Raw genomic sequence first — 25,438 nt, forward strand, 5'->3', positions numbered from 1 at the left:
GGCAGTTCTCAGCCGGGATCTCCGCGCCGTTTGCGGCGGGCCACCCAGGCGAGGTCGACGAGGCACACGACGGCGAGCAGCCACAGCACGACGGCGAGCCAGACGAGGTCGGCGCGCAGGGCCAGCCACCCGGCGACCGAGTTGAAGACCAGCCCGAAGCCGGCGAGCCACAGCCGCAGCGTCAGCGCGCTGCGCGGCGGGGCGGGCGGAGGGAGGTAGTCGCTCACCTCACCCGGTTTCCCGCAGCAGCGGCGCCTCAACCGACCTCAGCGGCCGCGGCGGTTTCGTCACGTAGGGCTGAACGAGGCGGGTGAGCGCCACACCGGGCGCGATGAGCGGCACCACGGCGGTCAGCACGGCGGCGGTGGTCGCGGCCCTCAGCACGTCCCTGGGCATGACGGCGACCCGGTCGACGACGAACGCGCGCCGCCCGGTGAGCGACACGACGGCGAGGACGGCCAGGAACACGAGCATGCTGAGCATCGCCCGTTGCACGGCGTGCTCGTACCCGGCCGCCTCACCGGCGACGAGCACCGCGAACCAGCCGGCCAGGGCGGGCAGCTGCCCCTGTTCGGTGGTCGCCGCCCAGCTCAGACCGCCCAGGGTGGCGAGCCAGGCGAGGACGTCGGCGCGGTCCTGCGCCCAGGCGGTCGCGACGTGCAGGGGCAGGCCGGTCCAGGAGAGCAGGCCGAGCGGTGTCGGCGGGTGGGCGGCGAGCTGGCCCAGGACCCAGGCGAGCAGCCACGCCGACAGCAGCACCGCGAGTGCGAGCTGCCACCGGGGCCGGCGCACCACGCAGCGGGCGAGCCGGACGATCTCCGCGCGCGTCATACCCCCACCTTGCCGTCCCGCGGTGCTCCGTGGAGAAACGTCACCCCGATGCTCACCCGTGCGGCCCTCGTCCGGGGGTGTCGACCACGCTGCGCAATCCACGATCGTGTGACGGATCTTTCCTATGCTGAAGTGATGAGCATCGATCAGCTCCTGCGTCTGCCCAGCTACCTGATGCTGCAGCTGGTGCGCGAGGCGCGGCGGCTGGGCCGGGGGGAGCTGCGCGGGCCCCAGGTGACGGTGCTGGCCTGCCTGGCCGAGCAGGAGGCGGTCGCGCAGAAGCGGATCAGCGAGCAGGTGCGGATGGACCCGAGTGACCTGGTGTCGGTGCTCGACGACCTGGAGGGCCGCGGGTTCGCCCAGCGCAGGCGTGACGTGCGGGACCGGCGGCGGTTCACCGTGTCGATCACCGCGGCCGGGCGCGAGGCGTTGCGGCAACGGCTGGAGGCGGCGCGGGCGCACGAGGAGGAGCTGCTGGCGTCGTTGACCGAGCCCGAGCGGGTCGCACTGACCACACTGCTGCGGAAGGCCTACCTGCACCACGCGGACATGCGTGTAGATTAGCCAGTCTGCGCTCAGACGACGGAGTGCGGGCAGGAGAATGCGATTCAGGATAAAACCTGACGTCGCAGGGTATCGAGAAATGAGGCACGTTGTCAAGCCCCTCCGATGACCTCCGGTCGGCCGAAATGGAGCCGGAGCAGGAATACGTGGCCATGTTGTACGGCCGGCTCGACGACCTCCGCGAACAGACGTCGAAACGACTCGCACAATCGTTGCGACAAACCGGCGGCACGCACCAGATGCGGTCCGAGCGCGACACCTCCGTCGCGATGTACACGGATCAGCTGGCGCAGTACAGCGCGGTCGAGAACGGCCTCGCGTTCGGCCGGCTCGATTTCCACAACGGTGACCGGTTCTACATCGGCCGAATCGGTCTCTTCGACGAGGACAAGGAATACGAGCCGCTGCTGATGGACTGGCGCGCCCCCGCGGCCCGCCCGTTCTACCTCGCGACCGCCGCCTCCCCCGACGGCGTGCGCCGCCGCCGGCACCTGCGCACGCGCTCCCGCAAGGTCATCGGCCTCGACGACGAGGTCCTCGACATCAACTCGGTCGAGCCGTCCCGCAACGAGGGTCTGACCGGCGAGGCGACCCTGCTGGCCGCGTTGAACGCCTCCCGCACCGGCCAGATGAGCGACATCGTCGCGACGATCCAGGCCGAGCAGGACGTCATCATCCGGTCCGAGCTGAACGGCGTCGTCGTCGTGCAGGGCGGTCCCGGCACCGGCAAGACCGCGGTGGCCCTGCACCGCGCCGCCTACCTGCTCTACACGCACCGCCGCCAGCTGGCCAAGCGCGGCGTGCTCGTGGTCGGGCCGAACACCACGTTCCTGCGCTACATCAGCCAGGTCCTGCCCTCGCTGGGCGAGACCGGCGTGCTGCTCTCGACCGTCGGCGAGCTGTTCCCCGGCCTCACGGCGGTGGGCAGGGAGTCGCCGGAGGTCGCGACGCTGAAGGGCCGCGTCCAGATGGCCGACGTGATCGCCGCCGCGATCCGCGACCGCCAGGAGGCCCCGCCGTTCTTCGACATCCGCTTCGACAACGACGTGCTGCGCCTGGACCGCCGCGCCATCTCCGACGCCCGCGGCCGCGCCCGCCGCACCCGCCGCCCGCACAACGAGGCCCGCCGCACGTTCGCACGCGAGATCATCTCGACGCTCGGCGGCATGGTGGCGGCCAAGCTCGGCGGGCACCTGCTGGACAAGGCGGACGTGGACGACATCCGCCGCGAGCTGCGCGAGTCCGAGGAGGTCCAGGCCGCGATCTCGGCGCTGTGGCCGGTGCTGACGCCGTTCTCGCTGCTGTCCGAGCTGTACGCGAACCCGAAGCGCCGCAACCGCGCGATGTCGAAGTTCACCCGCGAGGAACGCGACCTGCTGCAGCGGACCTCGGACGACTGGACCCCGGCCGACGTCCCGTTGCTCGACGAGGCCGCGGAACTGCTCGGCGAGGACGACACGGAGGCCAAGGCCCGCGCCGAACGCCAGCGCCGCCAGGCCATCGAGTACGCCCAGGGCGTCCTCGACATCCTCGACCTGGAGGACGACGCCGACCCGGACATCCTGATGGCCACGGACCTGATGGACGCTTACCGGCTGGCCGAACGCCACGGCGTGGACCGCTACGAGACCGCGGCCGAACGCGCCGCGGCCGACCGCACCTGGACCTTCGGCCACATCATCGTGGACGAGGCCCAGGAGCTGTCCGCGATGGCGTGGCGCACGCTGATGCGCCGCTGCCCCAGCAAGTCCATGACGGTGGTCGGCGACATCGCCCAGACCGGCGACGTCGGCGGCGCGCTGTCGTGGGACTCCGTGCTGTCCCCGTACGTGCAGAACCGCTGGCGCCTCACCGAGCTCACCGTCAACTACCGCACCCCGGCCGAGATCATGGAGGTGGCCGCGGACGTGCTCGCGTCGGTGGACCCTTCTCTCGTGCCGCCCGCTTCGGTGCGCGACACCGGTGTGCCGCCGTGGGTCGCGTCGGTGTCGTCGTACGCCTCCGAGGTCCCGGCGCTGATCTCGTCCGAGGTCGCGGCCGTGGGCGACGGCAAGGTGGCGGTGATCGTTCCCGCGGCACTGCTGCCGTCGGTGGGTGCGGCCGTGGTGTCGGAGGTCGCGAACTCGTCGACGGGCGAGCTGGAGGACGCGCAGGTCGTGGTGCTGGGGGTGACCGACGCCAAGGGGCTGGAGTTCGACTCGGTGGTCGTGGTCGACCCCTCGGGCATCCTGGAGGAGTCGCCGCGCGGGGCCTCCGACCTGTACGTGGCGTTGACGCGTGCGACGCAGCGGTTGGGCGTCGTGCACTCCGGGTCGTTGCCGGACGTGTTGTCCCGCTTGAAGGACTGAGCTCCGCCCGGCCTCCTGCGCGAAACGGTCGCGGTGCCGCCGACGGCATCGTGGGCGCGGAGGAGGCCGGGAACGTTCAGCGTGCCAGCGCCAGCCCCAGAGTCGCGGCCCCCACCCCCAGCACGACGCTGACCGCGACGTTCACCAGCGCCGCCCGGTACTTCTCCTGCTCCAGCAACGACACCGTCTCGTAGCTGAACGTCGAGTACGTCGTCAGCCCACCGCAGAACCCCACCCCGAGGAGCGGCATCCACGCCGTCCCCACGAAGAACCCGATCAGGAAGCACCCCAGCACGTTCACGACCAACGTGCCGTACGGGAACGCCGACCCGGCCCGCTCCTTCACCGCCCAGTCGACCAGGTACCGGGCCGGCGCACCCAAAGCCGCTCCCACGAACACGGCGAGCACCGTCACCGCGTCACCCGCACCCCGACGAAAGCCGCAGCCACAGCACAAATCGGCGTCAGCAGAAGGAACAAAGGCCGTCCCGCCAGCGCGTACGACGAGAACGTCGTGAACCCGCCCAGGAACCCGACGCCGAAGAACGCGCGGACCAACGGCCGCGGCGCGGTGCCCATGAGCACGCCGATCAGGAACGACCCCAGCACGTTGATCACGAACAGCCCCAGTGCGCCGGGCACGAACGCCGACATCCCGTAGCGCGCCACGCCGCCGAGTCCGCCGCCGAGCGACACCAGGGCCACGAACCGGGGGTCAGGACGGTTCGGCAAGGTGCTCCACCAGGTGGTCCAGGGCCTTCAGCGCGCGCACGACGTCCTCCCGTTCCGAGGACTCCAGCTTGCCCAGTGCGGCGCCGATGCGCTTCTCGTGCTCACGCTGCCAGACGAGCAGCTGTTCGTGTCCACGGGGTGAGACGGATAGCCGTGCTACCCGCCTGTCCCTGGGGTCGGCGCCGCGGACGACCAGGCCCGAGTCGATCAGCTGGGACACCAGGCCGGAGACCGTGTTGGGGGCCAGCCGCAGCGACGCGGCGAGGTCGCCGACCTTCATCGGGGGGCGTTCCGCGAGGGTTTGCAGCAGCTCTACCTGCGCCATCGGCAGGGACTCCCACGGCCAGTCCGCACGGATGCTCGTCCGCAGCGCCCGGCGCAGGCGGGTGACGACGTCGGTGAGCGTGCGGGCTTCGTCTGACATGCGGAAATCTTACTGAACGCGGGGATATAGCTCTGTGTCAGATATAATCTGACCACGATGAACTGGTTCGTCACGGAGTCCCCCAGGCCGGCGTGGATCGCGCAGTGGCCGAAAGCGCGTTGGCTGGTCATCGCGACCGTGTGCTTCGGGGCGTTCATGGGGCAGTTGGACGCCTCGATCGTCACGCTCGCGTTCCCCGCGATGGCAGAGCACTTCGGGCACGACCCGGAGATCGTCTCGATCAGCTACCTGGTCACGCTGGTGGCGTTGCTCGTCCCAATGGGCAGGATCGCCGACCGGGCCGGGCGCAAGATCGTCTACATCTACGGGTTCGCGCTCTTCACGGCCGCGTCGGTGGCGTGCGCGTACGCGCCGAACTTCGAGCTGCTCGTCGGTGCCAGGATCGCGCAGGCGGCGGGCGCGGCGATGTTGCAGGCCAACAGCGTCGCGCTGGTCACGACGAACGTGCCGCCGGAGCTGCGGCGCAAGGCGCTCGGCATCCAGGCCGCGGCGCAGGCGGCCGGGCTCGCGGCGGGGCCGTTGCTGGGCGGGTACCTCGTCGAGCACCACGGGTGGCAGGCGGTGTTCGCGATCAACGTGCCCATCGGCGTCGTCGCCATGATCGCGGGCCACTACCTGTTGCCCCGCACCAGGAGCACGCGGGAAGAGCGCGGCAGGCCCGGTCTCGCGGTGCTGCCGGGGCTGCTCGGCGTCGGGCTGACCTACGCGGCGTTGTTCGCGCCGATGACGTTGCTGCCGTTCACGATGAAACAACCGTTGGCGCACATAGGGCTCACGATCGCCGCGCTGCCGCTGGGGTTCGCGGTCGCCGCGACGCTCATCCACCGGCCGGGTGCCAGGACCGGGGCGTTGATCGCCGCCGTGGCGGTGCTCATGCCGGTGCCGCCGGTGGTGCAGCTGCTCGCGGCGGGCATCGGGCTGGGCATCATCGCGCCGTCGTGCACGCGACGGGTGATGGGCGCGTTGCCGGACCACCAGGCCGGTGTGGGCAGCGGGATGGTCAACGTCGCGCGCGGACTCGGCACCGCGCTGGGTGTCGCCGTCGCGTCGCTGCTCATCAACGCGTTCCAGTAGTGGCACCGGTTTCCGCTAGGCCGAAAGGGCGCCTCGGGGCGCTACCCCTCCCGCTCGCCGGTGGTGCCTCAGTAGCCTGGGCGCATGTCTGAACGGGTGAGCTGGGTCCCGCAGAACGTCGACACCGGGAAGCCGAGTGCCGCGCGCCTGTACGACTACCTGCTCGGCGGGGGGCACAACTTCGCCGCCGACCGGGCGCTCGCGGAGAAGTTCCTGAAGGCGCAGCCGAACGCGCGCACGATCGCGCGGCTGAACAGGGCGTTCCTGCGCAGGGCCGTGTTGTTCATGATGGACAACGGCATCCGGCAGTTCCTCGACCTGGGCAGCGGCATCCCGACGGTCGGCAACGTGCACGAGATCGCGCAGAAGGCCGACCAGGACTCGCGTGTCCTGTACGTGGACTTCGAGGAGGTCGCGGTCGCGCACAGCCAGCTCATCCTGGAGGGCGACCCGCGCGCCGCGATCGTGCAGGAGGACCTGACCAGCCCCGTCGCGGTGCTCAAGGCCGCGCGGGAGAGCGGCGTGATCGACTTCACGCGGCCCGTCGGCGTGCTGGCCGTAGGCGTCTTCCACTTCGTGCCACCGGAAGCGGACCCGAGGGCGGTCGTGGCCACCTACCGCGACGCCGTGCCCGAGGGCAGCTACCTCGCGTTCTCCCAGTTCACGCAAGACCTCCAGCCCGCGGAGATGGCCGGGATCGTCGAGGTCATGAAGAAGAGCCAGAACCCGATGCACCCGCGCACCCGCAGTGAGGTCGAGGCGTTCTTCGACGGCTTCGAACTGGTCGAGCCGGGCATCGTGCCGCTGCCGCTGTGGCGCCCGGAGGGCACGAACACCGAGGACCCGGACAAGGCGGGCATCTACGCGGCGGTCGGGCGCAAGGTCTGAACCAGCGGTTCCGGACCGGCGGGCCTGGCCGGGAGGGGCCGGCCGGGCCGGCTCCCCTGCTCGTCGATGTTGGCCCGGCGGCGGCGAATCCGTACGCTCTGTGCACAGGATGGAACTTCCGCAGCTCGCCCGCCGTTGGATGCACGCGCTGACGTCGACCGCGTACATCCCGCTGTCCCACGCCGAGATCGAGCAGACCCTGCTCGACGCGCTGCACACGCTGGCCGACTCCCCCGAAGCGGTTGCGAAACGGCTGGTGTCACTGCACGCAACCGGCCCGGAGTCGTTGCGCGTCACGATCGAGCTGCTCTCCCCCACCTTCGGCCTGCCAGTGCTCGCCCAGCTCAGCTCGGCGTACGCGCAGGCCATGCGGATGGACGCGTTCGACCAGCAGGAGCAGATCAAGGTCGCGATCGTGCGGGCCAAACAGCGGGTCGAGCGCACGCTCAAGGTCAGCCAGGCGCGGTTCCAGGAGGTGTTCGACTCCGCCGCGCTGGGCATCGTGATCACGGACTTCAACGGCCGCTGCGTCGAGGCGAACGACGCGCTGGCCGAGATCATCGGACTGGAGTCGGGCGCGGACCTGCACGGGCGCGACCTGACCGACTTCTACCACCCGGACGACCTGGCCGCGTTGAGCGCGTCGTACCGGCAGGTGCGCGACGGGCACGTCGACCGCTTCCGCGACCAGCGCAAGCTGATCCGCGTGGACAGCGAACCGGTGTGGGTGCACCTCGCGGTGTCGGTGCTGCGCGACGCGGACGGCGAGCCGACGCACCACGTCACGATGGTCGAGGACATCAGCGAGCTGCACCTGTTGCAGCGCAGCCTCGACCACCAGCTGCTGCACGACTCGCTCACCGGCCTGTCGAACCGACAGCACTTCGTGACGCAGGTCGAACGCCGCCTCGACACCGACCAGGTCACGCTCTACCACCTCGGCCTGGACGCGTTCTCGGTCGTCAACAACGGTCTCGGCCACGACACCGGCGACAAGCTGCTCAAGATCGTCGCGAACCGGCTCGGCAAGCTCGCCGGCGAGAAGCACGCCGTGCTGGCCCGGATCGGCGGCGACGAGTTCGCGTTGCTGACGGTCTCCGACACCGTCACCACGACCGTCGAGGAGATCCAGGACGCACTCGCGGAACCGACCTTCGTGGACGACCACGGCATCGCGCTGTCGGCCAGCATCGGCGTGGTGGACCGGCCGCCCGCGTTCGCGACCGCGGGTGAGCTGATGCGGTGCGCGAACGCCGCGCTGCGCCAGGCGAAAGCGCGCGGCAAACGGCAGTGGGCGTTGCACGACCCGCACGACGACGCGCGCAGGCGGGGCCGGTACGCGCTGGCGGCGTCGATGCCCGGCGCCTGGGAGCACGGTGAGCTGAAGATCGTCTACGCGCCGGTGCACGACCTGGAGACCCGGGAGCTGCTCGGCGCCGTCGCCCGCCTGCACTGGGACGACCTGAGCCACAACGACACCATGGCGCTCGCCGACTCGACCGGCCTGTCCCTGCCGCTGGGCCGGTGGCTGCTGCGCGAAGCGTGCGGGCAGGCCGCGGCCTGGGTGGCGAAGCTCGGTGAGCGCGCTCCCACGCTGCACGTCGCACTGGGTGCCCTGCAGTCCCGTGACGAGGACCTGGTCGCCGACGTCAAACGCGCCCTCGACGAGACCGGCCTGCCCCCGGAACGGCTGCGGATCGCGCTCGACATCTCCTCCGTGCTGGCCGGCGACGACAACGCGCTGGTGCTGCACGACAGCGGCATCGTCGTCGCGCTCGACGGCTTCCGCGGCGGCCACGACGAACTGGCCGTGCTCGCCGAGGTGCCGGTCCGCTCGGTGATCACCCGCGCACCGGCACCGGGCCCCGGCTCGCCGCTGCTCCAGCCGATGCGCGACCTCGTGACCACCGTGCACGGCCTCGGCGTGCGGTTCGGCGTCGACGAGGTGCACACGGCGGAGGAGGCCGACCGCTGGCGTTCACTGGGCGCCGACGGGGTGATCGGACTGCTGCCCGCACTGACCGCCGACGAGGTGACCGAGCTCCTCACAACTGCTTCACCGCCGCCAGCAGCTTCGTGAGCGAGTCCTTCGCGTCACCGAACAGCAGCGTCGTCTTCGGGTTGTACAGCAGCTCGTTGTCCACACCCGCGAACCCCGGCCGCATCGACCGCTTCATGAACACCACGGACTTCGCGCGGTCCACGTCGAAGATCGGCATGCCGTAGATCGGGCTGGACGGCTCGTCGCGCGCTCCCGGGTTCACCACGTCGTTCGCGCCGACCACCACGGCCACGTCCACCGACGTGATGCCGGGGTTGACGTCGTCGAGCTCCTTGAGCTGCTCGTACGGCACGTCGGCCTCGGCCAGCAGCACGTTCATGTGCCCCGGCATGCGCCCGGCGACGGGGTGGATGCCGTACGCCACCGACACCCCGCGCTGTTCGAGCTGTGCCACGAGCTCACGCACGGCGTGCTGCGCCTGGGCGACCGCGAGCCCGTAACCGGGCACCACCACCACGTTGTTCGCGTACCCCAACAGGATCGCGACGTCCTCGACCGTGCCCGACTTGACCGGCCGCTGCTCTTCTCCCTGCGCCGCAACGGTTGCGGTCTTGAACGCCCCGAACAGGATGTTCGTGAGCGACCGCCCCATCGCCTGCGCCATCAGCCGGGTGAGGATCGTGCCGGACGCGCCGACGAGCGTGCCCGCGACGATCAGCAGCGTGTTCGCCAGCACGTAGCCCGACGCCGCGACCGCGAGGCCGGTGAACGCGTTGAGCAGCGAGATCGCGATCGGCACGTCCGCGCCACCGACCGGCAGCACGAACAACGCACCGAGCGCGAGCCCGACGACCGCCAGGAGCCACAGCAGCAGCCCGGACTCGGAGCTGACCACCAAGGCGCACAGGGCGATCGACGACACCGCGGCCGCGATCGCGAGCTGCTGACCGGCCGGCAGCAGCACCGGGCGGGTCGTCATCAGCTCCTGCAGCTTCAGGAACGTCACCACCGAGCCGGAGAAGCTGACCGAGCCGATCAGCACCGTGAGCACGGTCGCGAGGCTGAACAGGAACCCAGGGTCGGGCACCGCGAAGAACTCGGCCAGCGCCACGAGTGCCGCGGCGGCGCCACCGACACCGTTGAACAGCGCCACCATCTGCGGGATGGCGGTCATCTTCACCGACCGCGCGGCCGGTATGCCCACCACCACACCGAGTGCGACGGCGAGCAGAATCCACAGTCCGTTGTGGACGACGCCGTGGACGTAGGCGGTGACGACGGCGACCAGCATGCCGAACGCGCCGATGAAGTTGCCGTAGCGCGCGTACTTCGGCGAGCTCAGGCCCTTCAGCGCCAGGATGAAGCAGAGCGCGGCGACGAGGTACATCAGCTGGACGGTCATCGTTTGAACATCTCCAGCATCCGGTCGGTCACCACGAACCCGCCCACCACGTTCACCGTCGCCAGGAACACCGCCAGCAGCCCCAGGACGAGCTCCAGCGTGCTCTCCGCGGACCCGGTGATGAGGATCGCGCCCACCAGGATCACGCCGTGGATGGCGTTGGCGCCGGACATCAGCGGCGTGTGCAGGATCGTGGAGACCTTCGAGACCACCTCGAAGCCCACGAACACGGCCAGCACGAAGATCGTCAGCAGGTCGATCACGGCAACTCCTTGCGGATCCGGCCGTCGTGGGTCACGCAGCAGCCGGCGAGCACCTCGTCGTCGAGGTCCGGCAGGACGACGCCGTCCACGACCATCAGCTTGAGCAGGTTGAGGACGTTGCGCGAGTACAGGCGGCTCGCGTGCACGGGCATGGAGGACGGCAGGTTCCGCACGCCGTGCACCAGCACCTCGCCGACCCAGTTCTCCTCCCCGGCAACGGTGTCGGTGCAGTTGCCACCGGACTCCGCTGCCAGGTCGACGAGCACGGAACCGGGCGGCATCGCCTTGAGCATGTCGGTGGTCACGAGCACCGGCGCCTTGCGGCCGGGGATCGCGGCCGTGGTGATGACGACGTCCGAGGCGGCGACGTGCGCGCCGATCAGTTCCCGTTGGCGTTCCAGGAACTCCTCGGACTGCACGGAGGCGTAGACGCCGGACTGGGTCTCCAGGTCGAGCTCCAGGAACTTCGCGCCGAGGCTGCGGACCTCCTCGCCCGCGGCCTTGCGCACGTCGTAGGCCTCGACGACGGCGCCGAGGCGGCGTGCGGTCGCGATGGCCTGCAGGCCCGCCACCCCGGCGCCCAGCACGAGGACCTTGGCCGGGGGGACGGTGCCCGCCGCGGTGGTGAACATCGGCAGGAAGCGCGGTAGTCGTTCGGCGGCGACCAGGACCGCGCGGTAGCCGGAGACCAGGGCCTGCGAGGACAACGCGTCCGCGCTCTGGGCTCGGGTGACGCGGGGCAGGAGGTCGAAGCTGAAGGACGTGACCCGTCGCTCGGCGTACACGCGGATCAGGTCCTGGTCGGTGGCGGGTTGCAGGAAGCTGATGGTGACGGCGCCCGGTTTCAGCCGGGACGCCTGCTCCGGGGTCAGCGGTTGGACGGACACGACGACGTCGGACTCGGCGGTCGGGTCCTCGGACGTCACGGTCGCCCCGGCCGCCCGGTAGGCGGCGTCGGGAGCGTGCGCGTGGCGCCCCGCACCTTCTTGGACGTGCACGGTCAGACCGGCATCGACCAGCGACGACACCGTTTCCGGTACGCAGGCGACGCGACGCTCGGCGGGCCGCGACTCTGCGGGCGTTCCCACTTTCACCGTACGCACGTTACGCGATCAAAGGTGACCTGGGCCACATCACAGTTGCCAGAGCACCGCACCGGCGAGGGTGAGGCACCCGACGAGCCCAACGGCGGGCACGAACCGCTTACCGAGCGTCCACGCGCTGGCGTTGGCGATCGCGTAGTAGAGCAGCACGCAGAACGAGCTGAACACGATCGCCCGAGTGACGTCGACGGTGAGCACCAACACGATCGCGACCAGGCCGGTGGCAACCTCGGCGGCGCGCAGGTCCGCGAGCAGACCCGGCAGCCTGCGGTCGCGCGCCATCGCCAGAGCGGTCCGGCTGACGCCCAGCTGCAACGACAGCAGCGAGCCGAGCGCGGCCAGGCAGGCGGCGACCCGGATCACCGGCGCCAGCGCGGGTGACACGTCGGCGAGCGTCCTCGTGGCCAGGTCGCTGCCCAGCGCACTCAATGCGGTGACCGCGACGGCCGCGTACACGACGAGCGTGATCGCCAACGAGATGACCACGGCACGGGGAATGGTTCGCTCCGGTTCCTTGACCTCCTCTCCGAGGGTCGCGATGCGCGCGTAGCCGGCGAACGCGAAGAACAGCAGCGCGGCGGCGGGAAGGATTCCCGCGGACAGGAACTCCGCCGGCTGCACGGCTTCACGCGCGGTCACGGTCGTCGCGACGAGCACCAGCAGCACCGCGACCACAATGGCCCTGGTGACCAGCGCGGACTTCTGCACACCGGTCAGGTTGAGCGCCGTCAGCGCCACGATCGCCGCCACGGCAACGGTTTTCGGTGCGCCGGCGTAGGTGCCGACGGTCAGCGCCATGGCCGCGCACGACGCCGTCTTGCCGAGCACGAACGCCCACCCGGCCAGGTCGCCCCACACCCGCCCGAGGCGTTCCCGGCCGTAGACGTACGTGCCGCCGGAGCGCGGGTACCGCGCCGCGAGCCAGGCGCTCGACAACGCGTTGCAGCAGGCGATCACGCCCGCGATCACCAGGCTGACGAGCAGTGCGGACCCGGCGGCCGCCGCGGCCGGGGCGAACACCGCGAAGACACCGGCGCCGATCATCGAGCCGAGCCCGACGAAGACGGCGTCGGTGAGGGTCAGGCTTCTGGCGAGCTGCACGTGGTCAGTGTGCGACAGGGCACTTCCCGGGGGCCGCCGAGGGGAAGAAGTTCGGCAGCAGTTCACCGGTGTCGTAGTAGCGGTGGTAGACCGGCGTCAGCCCGCCCGACACGGGCGGCACGATCCAGGACCAGTCCGCGGGGCAGGAACGTCCGGCGGCCTCCTCCTTCTCCAGGTGCGTCAGGAACCTCTTCGACTCGGTGTGGTGGTCGGTGATCGTGACACCGGCCTGGGCGAACGAGTGCAGGACGGCGCGGTTGAGCTCCACGAGGGCCCGGTCGCGCCACAACGTCGCCTCCGACGACATGTCCAGGCCCATCCGCTTGGCGAGGTAGGGCAGCAGGTCGTACCGGTCGTGGTCGGCCAGGTTGCGGGCGCCGATCTCGGTGCCCATGTACCAGCCGTTGAAGGGGGCGCACGGGTAGTCGATGCCACCGATGCGCAGGCGCATGTTGCTGATCGCCGGGACCGCGTGCCACTTCACGCCGAGCTTGGCGAGCCACGGCAGGTCGGGGTGCGACAGCGGCACCTCGAGCACCGCGTCGGCGGGGATCTCGACCAGCGCGGGCTCGTGGCCCTCGCAGGAGACCAGCAGCGGCAGCACGTCGAACGGCCCGCGCGTGGCGGGCGGCTGCCACCCGTGCTCGACGGCGAGCTCGGTGAGCGCGAGGTTGCGGGCGTCGCCGAGCACCCCGCCGTCGGGCCCGCGGTAGGCGGCGTAGCGGATGATCTGCTCGTTGAGGACCTGCGGGGCGGGCATGCCGGGCTCGGCCGGGGAGAAGATCGAGATGACCGGCCGGATCTTCCCCTCGTTCGTGGCGACGCGGAGGTGTTCGACGCACTCCGCGGCCACGTCGGCGGGGGCGGACAGCTCCCGCAGGTCGCGCACCTTCAAGCTCCGCCAGTAGAGGCGGCCGATGCAGCGGGAGCTGTTGCGCCAGGCCACCCGTGCGCCGAAGGTCAGCTCGGCGGCGGTGTGGCGGTAGGTGCCGGTCGCCGCGATCTCGGCGTGCACCTCGGCGAGCCGGGCTTCGACCGGACCCAGGTCGGGGTGTTCGGCGTGGTGCAGGCGGACGAAGTCCTCCACCTCGGCGATGTCGAGCTCGCCGGCGGTCTCGCCCGGCGCCGGGGGGAACGCCGTGAGGGAACGGGGCATCACATCAGTCGGGACGGGGGTCATGGCGAGGCACCGTATCGCCGCTTTCGTGTGGCGAAAACCGCCTCTCGCGCTACACCGGTTGGATCATTGGACCGCATCCGACACGCTCAGCGAGTACTTGATACCGCAACCGGGTGACGATGCCTGCGACAAAGAATGGTCTTCGACCGTTATCTCGCCGCAACCGAACATTTATCAGTGATCCACGTCACCGCCCGGTTCGACCCGGTCGAGTGAACCCACGGGCGTGGGCATCGCGGGCACCTCCCATGACGAAAAGCGGGCCATGCCGCGCACCGCCACCGCCGCCGGAACCGCGCGGAACACGAGATTGCGCAAAGACACCGCGACCGGTGACCGCAGCTCGATCCCGAACCGCCCGGCCGTCCGCGACCCCCGCCACACCGCCTGCGTGCGCGGCCGTCGCACGGCGTCGTACCGGGCCAGGTCACCGCCGCAGGCCGCCAGCGTCACGGCGTCCTCCAGCGCCATGCACGCGCCCTGCCCCAGGTACGGGACCATCGCGTGGGCCGCGTCCCCGAGCAGCGCCACCCGGCCCGACACGAACGTCCGCAGCGGCGGCAGGTGGTGGACGTCGTGCCGGACCACGGCCGGGGTCGACGCCACCAGGTCCGGGATCGGGTCGTGCCAGCCGCCGAACAGCTCCACCGGGTCGAGGTCGGCCGCGGCCGGCGCCACCCGTGCGAGGTACCAGCAGACCCGGCCGTCGCCCAGCGGCAGCACGCCCGCCTCGCCGCCGGGACCGAGCGTCTGCGTGATCGGCAGCTCGAAGGGACCCGGTGCCACTCCCCGCCACGCCGTGGCGCCCGCGTACACCGGTCCCGGCACGTCGGGGAACAGTTGCGCGCGCAGGCGGCTGTTGATGCCGTCCGCCGCCACCACGAGGTCCGCGTCGAGGTCCTCGACGCCGGTGACCTCGGAGTCGGTGAAGAGGACCTCCGGCGGCAACGCGCGCAGCAGCACGCCGTGCAGGTCGGCGCGGTGCATCGCGATGATCTTCTCCTGGCCGACGTCGAGCAGGTGCACCAGCCAACGACCGTCCGACGCGCGCACGCCGCCCGACACCCGCGGCGTCCCCAGCCGCCGGACCTCGTCCTCCAACCCCATCCACGACAGCGCCCGCAGCGCGTTCGGCATCACCCCCACCCCGGCGCCGATCTCGCCGAACGCGGCGGCGCGCTCGCGGACCTCGACCTCCCAGCCCACGCGCCGCAACGACACCGCTGCCGCCAGTCCCCCGATACCGCCACCGACCACGATCGCCTTCACGGCCACTCTCCTCTACAGGTGTAGAGGACACTACACCTGTAGACTACAGCTGTAGAGATGACGGGGAGCACATGCGCAGGGACCTGATCACCGACGCCGCGATCGACCTGGTGGCGACCTCCGGCATGCGGGGCCTCACGCACCGCGCGGTCGACCGGCAGGCCGGGCTGCCGGAGGGGTCGACGAGCGCCTACTTCCGCACCCGCAAGGCGTTGGTGGAGGGGTTCGTCGAACGGCTCGCACTGAAGGAGCAGGAGGAGGTCGTCCTCGACCGGGACGACCTGGCCGGCGGTCTCGCCAGGACGGTCGACACCTGGCTGGTGGAGCGGAACCGGACGCTCGCGCGGTACGCGGCGATGCTGGAGGCCACGCACCACCCGGAGCTGCGCTCGATCCTCGCGCACTCCCCGCGGGAACGGGCGACGGAGCTCGCGCGGGCGCTGGGTCACGAGGACCCGGAGGCGTCCGGCGGGCACATCATGGCGTTCCTCGAAGGCCTGCTCTTCTACCGGCTCGTCGGTGGCGGCAGCACGTCGGGACCGGAGCCGGGCACCGAGGAGAGCCGCCAGGACCTGCGCCGGGCCGTCGAAAAGGCGTTGCGACCGTAGGTAGCGTGGGTCCCATGGGATTCGGGTACGGGGTCTTCTACCTCTGAGCCAGGACGTGTCGCCCAGCCACACGTCCTGATTTCGCGTACCCAGAAGAGGATCCGGCATGCGTTCGCATGTTCATCTGACGACCCAAGACCTCACCAAGGGCTATGAGAGCGGTCCCGTCGTCGACGGTGTCTCGCTGAAGGTCTCCGCCGGGCAGCGCCTCGGCATCATCGGTGAGAACGGCCGTGGCAAGACCACGTTGCTCCGCCTGCTCGCCGGCGACCTCGCACCCGACCAGGGAACCGTCACCCGGCACGGTTCGTTGAGCCTGGTGCGACAGGAGATGCCGTTCCAGGAACGGGAGACGGTGGGGGACCTGCTGGACGAGGCGCTGCGCGTGAGCCGGCTCGCACTGTCCGAACTGGACAGTGCGGCGGAGCCGTTCGACGAGCCGCGCTACGAGCGGGCGCTGGCGCACGCGGAGGACGTCGAGGCGTGGGACGCCGAGCGCCGGGCCGGCATCGCGCTCAAGGCGCTCGACGCGGACCACGACAGGGCCACGCCGCTCGCGACCCTGTCGGTGGGGCAGCGCTACCGGGTGCGGCTCGCGTGCCTGCTGGCCGAGCGCGCCGACGTCCTGCTGCTCGACGAGCCGACGAACCACCTGGACGCGGGGGCACTGGGGTTCCTCACCGAGCGCCTGCGGCAGCACCCCGGCGTGACCGTGCTGGTCAGCCACGACCGCGCGCTGCTCGACGACGTCTGCACCCAGCTGCTCGACCTGGACCCGACGCCGGACGGCGAGGTGCGCCTGCACGGCGGCGGCTACCGGGCGTTCAAGGAGGCCAAGCGCGCCGAACGGCAGCGCTGGGAGCAGCGGTTCGCCCAGGAGGCCGCCGAGCACGACGAGCTGGCCGACAGGGTCGAACGCGCGCAGAGCCGGTTGCAGGACGCCTGGCGGCCGCCGAAGGGCGCGTTCAAGCACAAGCGCGGCACCCGTGCGGCGAACAAGATGCGCACCGTCGCCCGCAGGCTGGAGGAGCTCGACGACCAGCGCGTGGCCGCTCCCCCGCCCCCGCTGCGCTTCACGCCACCGGAGCTGACGGCGAGCGGCGACCTGCTGCACGCGACGCCGCTCGAGGTGCCGGGACGGCTGGTGCTGGACGAGCCGATCTCGCTCAGCGCGGGCGAGAAGCTGCTCGTCGCCGGCCCGAACGGGGCTGGCAAGACCACGTTGCTCAGCGTCCTCGCCGGTCGGCTCGCGCCTGCTCGCGGCACGGTGCACCACGTCGGCAGGGTCGCGCTGCTCGCGCAGGAGTCGTCGTTCGAGGACGAGGACGCCACCGCGGCGCAGGTCTGCCCGCGGGTGGCGGAGCTCGGGCTGCTGACGGCGGGGGACGTCGCGCGGCCGGTCCGGCTCCTGTCCACCGGTCAGCGCAGGAGGCTGGCGCTGGCGGTGGCGCTGAGCGCCGGTCCGCACGTGCTGCTGCTGGACGAGCCGACGAACCACCTGTCGATCGCACTGGTCGACGAGCTGACCGAGGCGCTGCTGCGGACGAGGGCCGCCGTGGCCGTCGCGACCCACGACCGGCAGATGCGGACAGATTTCGACCGGTGGCGCACCGTGATCCTCAATTCACCTTCACGGAGTCGTGAAAGTTCTGTAGCTTCGGAACAGGTCCTCTACTGAGCACTGGGAGGTGTGCGAGATGACCGAACTGATCTCCGAACAACTGCCGACCACCCGCCAGAACCCGTTCGACCCGCCCGCCGAGATCACCGCCATCCGCGAGAAGGCCCGCATCAGCAGGCTGAAGTTCGCCGACGGCCACCTCGGCTGGCTGGTCACCGGTCACCACCAGGTGCGGGAGGTGCTGGGCAGTCCCAAGTTCACCAACCGCCCCGAAGAGCACCACCTGCTGGACCTGCGGTTCCAGGGGGAGGCTCCACCGGAGAACCGCAAGGTCCAGCCGGGCTTGTTCCTCAGCCAGGACCCGCCCGACCACACCCGGCTGCGCAAGATGCTCCAGGGCCAGTTCACCGTGCGGCGGATGAACCAGCTGTCCGAGTGGATCGGCCAGATCGTCGACGACCAGATCGCGCACATGCGCTCACTGGGCGGGAAGGCCGACCTGGTCAAGGAGTTCGCGCTGCCGGTGCCCTCGCTGGTGATCTGCGCGCTGCTGGGCGTCGCCTACGACGAACGGCACCGCTTCCAGGAGGACACCGCGAAGATGCTGTCGCTGGAGACCCCCGTCAAGGAGTCCATGGCGGCGTTCGCGCGCATCCAGGAGTTCATGCGCGAGCTGATCGAGCGCAAGAAGGCGAACCCCGGCGACGACATGATCAGCGACCTGATCGCCACGGGTGAGCCGACCGACGAGGAGGCGTCGAACATGGCGCTGCTCCTGCTGCTCGCCGGCCACGAGACCACGGCGAACATGCTGGGCATCGGCACGTTCACGCTCCTGCAGCACCCGGACCAGCTCAAGATCCTGCGCGACGAGCCGGACGTGGTCGACAACGCCGTCGAGGAGCTGATGCGGTACCTGTCGATCATCCACTTCGGACCGTCGCGCACGGCGCTGGAGGACGTGGAGATCGACGGCCACCTCATCAAGGCCGGTGACACCGTGGTGATGCACGTGCCGGCCGCGAACCGGGACCCGGAGAAGTTCGGCGGCAACCCCGACGAGCTCGACCTGCGCCGCCCGGCCTCCGGCCACGTCGCGTTCGGCCACGGCATCCACCAGTGCCTGGGCCAGCAGCTCGCCCGCATCGAGATGCGGATCGGCTTCAGCCGGCTGTTCGCGGCGTTCCCGGACCTGCGGCTCGACGTCGCGCCCGAGGAGGTGCCGCTGCGGACCGACATGGGCATCTACGGGGTCCACTCGTTGCCAGTAGCGTGGTGAGCATGAAGATTTCCGTCGACCAGTCGAAGTGCTGCGGTTCGGGGATGTGCGTCCTGACCGACCCGGACCTCTTCGACCAGAACGAAGAGGACGGCACGGTGGTGCTCCTGCAGGAGCACCTCGACGCCGCGCACGAGGCCACCGCGCAGGAAGCGGCCGGCCTCTGCCCGGCGGGCGCGATCACGGTCAGCTGATCCGCGCGCGGTAGCCGTTGGGAGCTGCCAGGCGACATCCGTGCCCCGTCGCCTGGCACCACCGCGCCGCACCACGACGACGTCGAGCCAGGATCAGGACGTCGTGAGCCGCAGTTCGTCCACCTCTGCCTGGAACCCGGCCGCGGTCAGCGTCTCCTCCGCCTGCCGCCAGTGCTCGCGGGCCTCGTCGCCGCGCCCGCACCGCTCCAGCGCGTCGCCCATCACCCGCAGGGACCGCCCCAGCTCCGGCGGCGAGTCCATCTCGCGCGCCGCCTTCAGCGCCAGCCCGGCCAGTCGCAGCGCCTCGTCGGCGGAAGCCGCGAGGCCGGACCGCAGGCGCCACACCCAGATGCGCCCCTGCCGGTCGTCGTGCTCCTCGAAGAACTCCCACGCCGCCGTCAGCTGCTCCTGCGCGGGTGCGACGGCACCGGAGCGCACCAGGGTGTCGGCCAGGAACAACCGGATGTTCGCCGCCATGTCCGGGTCGCCGAGCTTCTGCGCCGCGGCCAGCGACGACCGCAGGAACGCCGCCGACAGGTCGAGCTCGCCGGTGAACTGGTGCAGCCGCCCCAGTTCCAGCGTCGCCATCAGCTCGCTCTGCTCGTCCCCCAGCTGCCCGGCCACGCGCCGCGCCCGTTCCAGGTAGTCCTGCGCCGCGGTCAGACCACCGGCCCGGCGTTCGATGGCGCCCAGCGAGCACAGCACCTCGACCTCGCCGTGCGGGTTGCCGGCGGCCACGAACCGGGTCATCGCCTCCCGGTGCGCGGCGCGGGCCTCCCGCGAGCGGCCGCTCCACTCGTGCATCCACCCCATGCCGTACCAGCCGTACGCCTCGCCCCACACGTCCCCGGCCGCCGCGAAGCCCTCCTGCGCCGACCGGAACTCCGCCGACGCGCCGGCGTAGTCGTGCAGCCGGGCGCGCAGGATTCCGCGCTGCTGGTGCAGCACCGGCTTCAGCGCGGCCGAACCGCACGCGAGGCCGATGTCGTTGATCTGCTCCCAGTCGTCGAAGCGGGCCCGCAGGTCGCAGAACGCCGACGAGCGGATCGCGAGCTGTGCCGCCAGGTCGCCGAGGCCCAGCGCGGCGGCCTGGGTCAGGACCGCCCCGATGTTCAGCCACTCCGCGTCGAACCACTCGGCGGCGTCGCCCAGGTCGAACGGCTCCAGCGCCCGCGGGGCCAGGCGGACGCCCTGGTGCGGAAGGTCGGCGTCGGCACGCGTGACGAGGTCGAGCCAGCGTTCGACCAACGGCTTCAGCGCGGTGGCCGGGTCCTCGTCGGCGGCTTCCCGGCCGAACGCGCGCAGCAGGTCGTGCAGGCGGTAGCGGACCTGGCCGAGGGCGTCACGGCCCGCGTAGTCGACGAGGCGGGCGTCGACGAGGGCCTCGACGTGGTCCTCCGCGTCGTCGAGGTCCAGGCCCAGCAACGGCGCCGCCACCCAGGCCGGGAAGTCCGGTGTGTCGACCAGCGACAGCAGCCGGAACGCGCGGCGGTGCGTCTCGTCGAGACCGTCGTAGGACAGGGCCAGCGACGCGCGCACGTCGAGGTCGCCCAGCGAGAGCTCGTCGAAGCGGCGGCGTTCGTCGGACAGGCGGCCCGCGAGCTTCGCGAGCTGCCAGTGCGGGCGGGCGACCAGCCGGGCCGCGGCGACCCGCAACGCCAGCGGCAGCCGCCCGCAGTAGGTCACGATCGCTTGCGCGGCACCGGGTTCCGCGGCGACCCTGACGTCCCCCAGCGCGGACCGCAGCAGGCCCAGCGCGTCCGCGGGCGGCAGCACGTCCAGCGGGACGACGTGCGCGGCCTCCAAGCCCGCGAGCGCGGCCCGTGACGTCACCAGCGCCGCACCGGACGTCGTGCCCGGCAACAACGGCCGCACCTGGGCCTCGTTGACCGCGTTGTCCAGCACGACCAGGACCCGCCGGTCCGACAGCAGGTCGCGGTACAGGTCGACCCGGTCGTCCACAGTGGACGGGATCGCGCCGCCGGACACGCCGAGGCCGCGCAGCAACCGGTCCAGCGCCGCCGCGGGCTCCACCGGCTTCTGCTCACCGCCGCGCAGGTTCAGGTACAGCTGGCCGTCCGGGAACGCGTCGCGCACCAGGTGTGCGCAGTGCACCGCCAGCGAGGTCTTGCCGACGCCGCCGGACCCGGTGACCGTCCACGTGCCACCGCCGCGCAACCCGGTCGTCAGCCGCGCCACCTCGTCCGCGCGGCCGGAGAAGTCGCCGACCGCGGGCGGCAGCCACGACGGTCCCGCCTGGACGGCCACCGGTGCGGAAGACCCCGCCAGCACCTCCATGTGCAGCGCGCGCAGCTCGGCGTTCGGGTCGATGCCCAGCTCCTCCGCCAGCACCTCGCCGGCCCTGCGGTACACGTCGAGCGCCTGCGCCTGCTGGCCGGTGCGGTGCAGGGCGAGCATGAGCTGGTACCAGAAGCGTTCCCGCAGCGGGTGGTGCGCGACCAGCGACCGCAGCTCGTCGACGAGCTGGTCGTGCCGTCCCAGCTGGAGCTCGGCGTCGTTGCGCCGCTCCAGCACCTCCCAGCGCTGCTCGTTGAGCCGCTGCACGTCGGTCTGCTCCACGCGCAGCGACGACAGCTGGTCGAGCGCCGGTCCCCGCCACAGCGCCGCCGCCTCACCGAGCAGCCGCGCCTCGGTCTCCAGGTCCGGTGCCCGGCGTGCCTCAGCGCGCAACCGCTGGAACGTCAGCAGGTCGAGCTGGTCGTCCCCGACGTGGATCGAGTAGCCGGTCGGCCACGTGCGCACGAGCTTGCGGTCCGTGAAGTCGTCCAACGACTGCCTCAAGCGCATGACGTACGTCTGCAACGTCGCGCGCGCCGAACCGGAAGGCTCCTCGCCCCACAGGTGTTCCATCAGCTCGTAGAACGACACGGGCGCGTTGGGCTTCATCAGCAACGCGGCGAGCAGAACGCGCTGTTTGGCCGAGCGCAGTTCCACCGGTCGGCCCGAGTCGAGGACCTGCAACGATCCGAGAACCTTGAACTCCCACCGCGGCATGGCGCAGATCCTAACCAGCCGGTAACCCGGGGTGTCAGCGAAATGTCAGCGGGTGACGTGATGCTTCTCGCCCAGGAAGCGGTCAACCTCCGGTGCCTCCGGCGCGTTGTCGTCGGCCGCTGATCCCGTGACCGGGAGCGGTTCCTGTGGCCCCCAGCCGGGTGCCGCTCCTGCCTTGCCGTCGCCGGGCCCGAAGCCCGAACCTCTCCTCGGGCCCGGCGACGCCTTCCGCTCAGGCGGCGCCGCGCGACGCCGACATGAACGTCCCCAGCCGCGCGGACAGCTCGTCGGCGGCCTCGTTGCCCCGCAGCCGTTCGACCTCCTGCCGCAACGGCCGCATCCGGTCCCGCGTGCGCACCGACCGGATCGGCCAGGACACCTCGATCGCCCGGACGCCGGCGGCGCGCGCCGGCTCGGGTTCGTTCTGCAGCAGGTAGTTCATCGACAGCGCGGCCAGGCGGAACGACTGGCTGCGCGCCGCGTCCTCACCGCCGGAGGCGATCGCGCGCGTCAGCAACGGGATCGCGGTCCGCCCGTACTTCACGTCGCACGTGCGCGCCAGTTCCGTGTGCACCATCCCGCCGATGGACACCAGGTCGGCCTGGTCGAAGAAACGAGCCCACGGCGGTGCGTCTTCGTTGGACGCACGGTCGAACTCTTCTTCTGCGCGCGCGAACTGGCGCAAGGCGTGCTTTTCGGCGCCCATCTTCGCGAACGCCCACGCCTCGTTGGCGTGCAGAATGGACACGGCCAAGGTGGAACCGCTGGCCTGTGCGATGGGCAGTCCGCGCTGGAACGACGCCAAGGCGTCCTCGGCGAGGTCGTAGTGCAGGTGCACGCGTCCCATGCGGTAGAGGATGTTGGCCTCCAACGCGCTGTTGCCGGACGCGCGCGCGAGGTCCATCGCACGGCCGAAGTGCACGTGCGCGGACTCCAGCAGGCCCATGTCGAACGACGCCCAGCCGGCCAGGTTGTGCAGGTCGGCGATGGCCACCTGCAACCGGTGCAGCACCCGGCTGGACGGCCCGGTGTCGAGCAGCGGGTTCGCCCAGTTCAGCAACGCCACGCAGGCGTCGCGGCAGGCACCGCCGCCGTGCTCGTGGTCGAGTGCCCGCAGCGCACCGGTCAGTGCCTCCACGTGCCGTGCGTCGGTCTTGTCCACGCGCACGGGAACTGCGTCGCCGTTGAACATCGCTGGCCCTCCTGACGTGCGCCGGCCACCTGTCGCCAGGTACCCGTCGCACACCGCCGGTACTCACCGCGCCGCCGCCACCATCTCGCTGTCCGGCCTGGTCGGGAAGGGTCTTTCGGCTCCCTGGACCGGCGTGAGCGCGACCGCCACGACGTTGTGGCGGCCGCGCTCACGATTCTGGACGGACGGCATGACCGGGAAGGGGCCAACGAGGTGTCAGCGGTCGGCGGCTGAATCCATTCCCGGTGACGACGGCTCACCGGAACGGCCGATCAGGTCACTCTTGCAGGGTCACCACCTGGGCGGGGCACCTCTCCACCGCGTCACGCACCCCCGGCAGCAGACCGGCCGCCGGCTCGGGCACCAGCACGACGCCGATGCCGTCGTCGTCGCGCTGGTCGAACACGTCCGGTGCGGCGAGCACGCACTGGCCCGCCCCGATGCACCTGGTCTGGTCGATCCGGACGACCGCGCTCACCACACCACCGGGATCTCTGCCGCGCCGTAGGTGATCATGTCGTTGCGGTAGGTCAGCTCCGTGACCGGCACGGCCGGGCGCAGGTTCGGGAACCGCTCGAACAACGACCGCAGGCCGATCTGCAGCTCCGCGCGGGCGAGGTTCGCGCCCAGGCACTGGTGCGGGCCGAAGCCGAACCCGAGGTGCGACACGGCGTCGCGTTCGAGGTCGAGCTCGTCGGCGCGCGGGCAGAGCTCCTCGTCGAGGTTCGCCATCAGCGACACGCTCACCCACTCACCGGCCTTGATCAGCACGCCGTCGACCTCGACGTCCTCGGTCGCCCGCCGGGTGAGGCCGGGACCGCCGAGGGAGCCGACGGTGTAGCGCATGAGCTCCTCGACGACCACGTCGGCGCGGCTCGGGTCGCGCTGCAGGACCGCCAGCTGGTCGGGGCGCTCGAACAGGTGCAGCGTGAACAGGCCGAGGAAGTTCGACGTGGTCTCGTGCCCGGCCGCGAGCAGCCCGATGCAGAGGAAGATCAGCTCTTCCATGCTGAAGTCGGTGTCGTTGGCCATCAGGCCGATCAGGTCGTCGTTCGTGCCCGCAGCCTTCTTCGCGGCGACGATCGGCGCGAGCACCTGGGAGAGCTTGGTCGCGTGCGCGATGTACTCGTCCTTGGAGCCGTTCTTGCCGAACAGGTCGCCGGCGGTGGCCTGGAACAGCTCCTGGTGCTCCGGCGGCACGCCCAGCAGCTCGGCGATCACCAGCGACGGCAGCGGCAGGCACAGCGAGGTGACCAGGTCGGCCGGTGCGCCCTTGGCCTCCATCGCGTCCAGGTGCTCGTCGACGATCTCCTGGATGCGCGGCCGCAGCTGGTTCATCCGCTTGACCATGAACCCGCGCGAGAGGGGACGGCGCAGGCGCAGGTGCGCGTCGCCGTCGATGCCGTTGATGTTGCCCGGCTGGTCGGCGTCGAGGACGGGTTCGCCCTCGTCGGTGCGCATCTCCGGCTGACCGCCCTTGCGGGTGCTGAAGCGCGGGTCGGAGAGCACCTTGCGGACACCGGAGTAGCTGGAGACGACCCACGCCTCGACGCCGTTGGGCCACAGCATCCTGACCGGGCCGCCGGAGACGGCGTCGGCGAAGCCGGTCGGCGACTGGAGGGGGTGGTCGCGTTCGTGGTGGACGGGGCAGACGGCAGCTTCGGTCACGGGTGTTCCCTTCAACAGAACAAATCTGTTCTTTTGGATCCACGACCGAACGTAGCGCAGCGGCTACTCCTTGACGAGTGGTTCGGTGGCGAAGGACCTGCCGATCAGCGGTCGCAGCAGGCCGTCGACGATCCCGCCGACCACGTCGGCCTCCTCCGACCGCAGCACGAACGTCGAGACCAGCGCCGTCATGAGCACGTCGGCGTCGAGGTCGCGCGGCAGCTCACCGCGGTCCTTCGCCCGCACGACGGCCACCTGCAGCTGCTCGGTGTAGACGCGGTCGACGTGCTCCTCGCGCAGGCGCACCAGGTCGGCGTCCTGCCGACTGCCCTCCAGCAGCCCGAGGAAGATCCCCGTCAGGTCGAACGGCCTCGGCTCGCCCCACGACCGCATGATCGCCCGCACGTCCTCCACGAACGAGCCCTCGTCCGGCTGGGCGAGCACCGGCATGTTCGCCCTCAGCGCGTCGACGATCAGCCGCGCCTTCGACGGCCAGCGCTGGTACAGGCTCGCCTTGCTCGCCCTGGCGCGGCTCGCGACGAGGTCCATGTTGAACCGGGCGTAGCCGACGTCGGCGAACACGTGGAGCACGGCGGCGAACACCTCCTGCTGCCGTGCGGGCGTGTCGAGAGGCGTGCGGCCCACCCTGGTCCCCTCCG

25 protein-coding genes are annotated in these 25,438 nt (G+C 71.0%); 9 read left to right on the plus strand and 16 right to left on the minus strand.

The window, feature by feature from the left end:
• Window positions 1–8: 8 nt before the first annotated feature.
• Together ACZ7CF_RS35690 and ACZ7CF_RS35695 are read right to left on the minus strand one after the other, a co-directional pair.
• On the minus strand, window positions 9–227 hold the full coding sequence (locus ACZ7CF_RS35690) for a DUF6343 family protein (RefSeq protein ID WP_360397229.1): 219 nt from the start codon (window positions 225–227) through the stop codon (window positions 9–11).
• A gap of 1 nt (window position 228) precedes the next feature.
• Window positions 229–831 (minus strand): hypothetical protein, encoded by a 603-nt coding sequence (locus ACZ7CF_RS35695; protein ID WP_360397228.1) that lies wholly within the window; start codon window positions 829–831, stop codon window positions 229–231.
• A 135-nt stretch (window positions 832–966) separates the two neighbouring features.
• Between ACZ7CF_RS35695 and ACZ7CF_RS35700 the strand changes: the two genes are divergently transcribed.
• Both ACZ7CF_RS35700 and ACZ7CF_RS35705 read left to right on the plus strand, forming a co-directional pair.
• Window positions 967–1,395 (plus strand): MarR family winged helix-turn-helix transcriptional regulator, encoded by a 429-nt coding sequence (locus tag ACZ7CF_RS35700; protein ID WP_360397227.1) that lies wholly within the window; start codon window positions 967–969, stop codon window positions 1,393–1,395.
• A gap of 89 nt (window positions 1,396–1,484) precedes the next feature.
• Window positions 1,485–3,743 (plus strand): HelD family protein, encoded by a 2,259-nt coding sequence (locus ACZ7CF_RS35705; RefSeq protein ID WP_360397226.1) that lies wholly within the window; start codon window positions 1,485–1,487, stop codon window positions 3,741–3,743.
• Between the two features lie 76 nt (window positions 3,744–3,819).
• On the opposite strand, the gene crcB is transcribed toward ACZ7CF_RS35705, so the two are convergent.
• From crcB to ACZ7CF_RS35720, 3 genes are read right to left on the minus strand one after another with little or no spacing between them, the layout of a single operon-like run.
• On the minus strand, window positions 3,820–4,158 hold the full coding sequence (gene crcB, locus ACZ7CF_RS35710; RefSeq protein ID WP_458433824.1) for a fluoride efflux transporter CrcB: 339 nt from the start codon (window positions 4,156–4,158) through the stop codon (window positions 3,820–3,822).
• Window positions 4,155–4,475, minus strand: coding sequence for a CrcB family protein (locus tag ACZ7CF_RS35715; protein WP_360397224.1), 321 nt, complete (start codon window positions 4,473–4,475; stop codon window positions 4,155–4,157). The genes crcB and ACZ7CF_RS35715 overlap by 4 nt, the downstream gene beginning before the upstream one ends.
• Complete coding sequence (locus ACZ7CF_RS35720; RefSeq protein ID WP_360397223.1) at window positions 4,459–4,899, minus strand: MarR family winged helix-turn-helix transcriptional regulator; 441 nt, start codon at window positions 4,897–4,899, stop codon at window positions 4,459–4,461. The genes ACZ7CF_RS35715 and ACZ7CF_RS35720 overlap by 17 nt, the downstream gene beginning before the upstream one ends.
• Window positions 4,900–4,956: 57 nt before the next feature.
• On the opposite strand from ACZ7CF_RS35720, the gene ACZ7CF_RS35725 reads away from it, so the two are divergent.
• The 3 genes from ACZ7CF_RS35725 (at window position 4,957) to ACZ7CF_RS35735 (ending at window position 8,962) form a co-directional block, all read left to right on the plus strand.
• Complete coding sequence (locus tag ACZ7CF_RS35725; RefSeq protein WP_360397222.1) at window positions 4,957–5,994, plus strand: MFS transporter; 1,038 nt, start codon at window positions 4,957–4,959, stop codon at window positions 5,992–5,994.
• Window positions 5,995–6,078: 84 nt separating this feature from the next.
• Window positions 6,079–6,882: an SAM-dependent methyltransferase gene (locus ACZ7CF_RS35730; RefSeq protein ID WP_470371854.1), complete on the plus strand. Its 804-nt coding sequence runs from the start codon at window positions 6,079–6,081 to the stop codon at window positions 6,880–6,882.
• A gap of 109 nt (window positions 6,883–6,991) precedes the next feature.
• Entirely contained in the window at window positions 6,992–8,962 is a 1,971-nt protein-coding gene (locus tag ACZ7CF_RS35735) for a diguanylate cyclase domain-containing protein (protein WP_470371855.1), read from the plus strand.
• On the opposite strand, the gene ACZ7CF_RS35740 is transcribed toward ACZ7CF_RS35735, so the two are convergent.
• The 6 genes from ACZ7CF_RS35740 to ACZ7CF_RS35765 form a co-directional block, all read right to left on the minus strand.
• Window positions 8,928–10,286, minus strand: coding sequence for an NAD(P)(+) transhydrogenase (Re/Si-specific) subunit beta (locus ACZ7CF_RS35740; RefSeq protein WP_470371856.1), 1,359 nt, complete (start codon window positions 10,284–10,286; stop codon window positions 8,928–8,930). The genes ACZ7CF_RS35735 and ACZ7CF_RS35740 overlap by 35 nt on opposite strands.
• The gene (locus ACZ7CF_RS35745) at window positions 10,283–10,549 is read right to left on the minus strand and encodes an NAD(P) transhydrogenase subunit alpha part 2 (RefSeq protein WP_053737731.1); all 267 of its coding nucleotides are present in this window, start codon (window positions 10,547–10,549) and stop codon (window positions 10,283–10,285) included. Before ACZ7CF_RS35745 ends, ACZ7CF_RS35740 begins: the two co-directional genes overlap by 4 nt.
• The gene (locus ACZ7CF_RS35750; protein ID WP_470371857.1) at window positions 10,546–11,643 is read right to left on the minus strand and encodes a Re/Si-specific NAD(P)(+) transhydrogenase subunit alpha; all 1,098 of its coding nucleotides are present in this window, start codon (window positions 11,641–11,643) and stop codon (window positions 10,546–10,548) included. Before ACZ7CF_RS35750 ends, ACZ7CF_RS35745 begins: the two co-directional genes overlap by 4 nt.
• A 39-nt stretch (window positions 11,644–11,682) precedes the next feature.
• The gene (locus tag ACZ7CF_RS35755) at window positions 11,683–12,753 is read right to left on the minus strand and encodes an APC family permease (RefSeq protein WP_470371858.1); all 1,071 of its coding nucleotides are present in this window, start codon (window positions 12,751–12,753) and stop codon (window positions 11,683–11,685) included.
• Window positions 12,754–12,757: 4 nt separating this feature from the next.
• Entirely contained in the window at window positions 12,758–13,933 is a 1,176-nt protein-coding gene (locus tag ACZ7CF_RS35760) for a nitric oxide synthase oxygenase (protein ID WP_458433828.1), read from the minus strand.
• Between the two features lie 174 nt (window positions 13,934–14,107).
• Window positions 14,108–15,202, minus strand: a complete 1,095-nt coding sequence (locus ACZ7CF_RS35765) for an FAD-dependent monooxygenase (RefSeq protein ID WP_470371859.1) — start codon at window positions 15,200–15,202, stop codon at window positions 14,108–14,110.
• 71 nt (window positions 15,203–15,273) lie between these two features.
• On the opposite strand from ACZ7CF_RS35765, the gene ACZ7CF_RS35770 reads away from it, so the two are divergent.
• From ACZ7CF_RS35770 to ACZ7CF_RS35785, 4 genes are all read left to right on the plus strand, one after another.
• The gene (locus ACZ7CF_RS35770; RefSeq protein ID WP_470371860.1) at window positions 15,274–15,810 is read left to right on the plus strand and encodes a TetR/AcrR family transcriptional regulator; all 537 of its coding nucleotides are present in this window, start codon (window positions 15,274–15,276) and stop codon (window positions 15,808–15,810) included.
• A gap of 106 nt (window positions 15,811–15,916) precedes the next feature.
• Complete coding sequence (locus ACZ7CF_RS35775) at window positions 15,917–17,488, plus strand: ABC-F family ATP-binding cassette domain-containing protein (protein WP_470371861.1); 1,572 nt, start codon at window positions 15,917–15,919, stop codon at window positions 17,486–17,488.
• 19 nt (window positions 17,489–17,507) lie between these two features.
• Window positions 17,508–18,710 (plus strand): cytochrome P450, encoded by a 1,203-nt coding sequence (locus tag ACZ7CF_RS35780; protein ID WP_360397213.1) that lies wholly within the window; start codon window positions 17,508–17,510, stop codon window positions 18,708–18,710.
• Between the two features lie 2 nt (window positions 18,711–18,712).
• A complete protein-coding gene (locus ACZ7CF_RS35785) occupies window positions 18,713–18,904 on the plus strand; it encodes a ferredoxin (protein ID WP_470371862.1) in 192 nt (63 codons plus the stop codon).
• 93 nt (window positions 18,905–18,997) lie between these two features.
• On the opposite strand, the gene ACZ7CF_RS35790 is transcribed toward ACZ7CF_RS35785, so the two are convergent.
• The 5 genes from ACZ7CF_RS35790 to ACZ7CF_RS35810 all read right to left on the minus strand — a co-directional run bounded on the left by ACZ7CF_RS35790 (window position 18,998) and on the right by ACZ7CF_RS35810 (window position 25,424).
• Window positions 18,998–21,919 (minus strand): AfsR/SARP family transcriptional regulator, encoded by a 2,922-nt coding sequence (locus tag ACZ7CF_RS35790; RefSeq protein ID WP_470371863.1) that lies wholly within the window; start codon window positions 21,917–21,919, stop codon window positions 18,998–19,000.
• 232 nt (window positions 21,920–22,151) lie between these two features.
• Complete coding sequence (locus tag ACZ7CF_RS35795; protein WP_470371864.1) at window positions 22,152–23,111, minus strand: transcriptional regulator; 960 nt, start codon at window positions 23,109–23,111, stop codon at window positions 22,152–22,154.
• 277 nt (window positions 23,112–23,388) lie between these two features.
• Window positions 23,389–23,589 carry a ferredoxin gene (locus ACZ7CF_RS35800; RefSeq protein WP_458433832.1) on the minus strand — a complete coding sequence of 67 codons (201 nt, stop codon included), beginning with the start codon at window positions 23,587–23,589 and terminating at the stop codon, window positions 23,389–23,391.
• Entirely contained in the window at window positions 23,586–24,779 is a 1,194-nt protein-coding gene (locus ACZ7CF_RS35805) for a cytochrome P450 (protein ID WP_458433833.1), read from the minus strand. The genes ACZ7CF_RS35800 and ACZ7CF_RS35805 overlap by 4 nt, the downstream gene beginning before the upstream one ends.
• Before the next feature lie 63 nt (window positions 24,780–24,842).
• Window positions 24,843–25,424 (minus strand): TetR/AcrR family transcriptional regulator, encoded by a 582-nt coding sequence (locus ACZ7CF_RS35810; RefSeq protein WP_360397208.1) that lies wholly within the window; start codon window positions 25,422–25,424, stop codon window positions 24,843–24,845.
• Window positions 25,425–25,438 lie beyond the last annotated feature (14 nt).

It is taken from the genome of Lentzea sp. NPDC036955 (assembly GCF_055608005.1).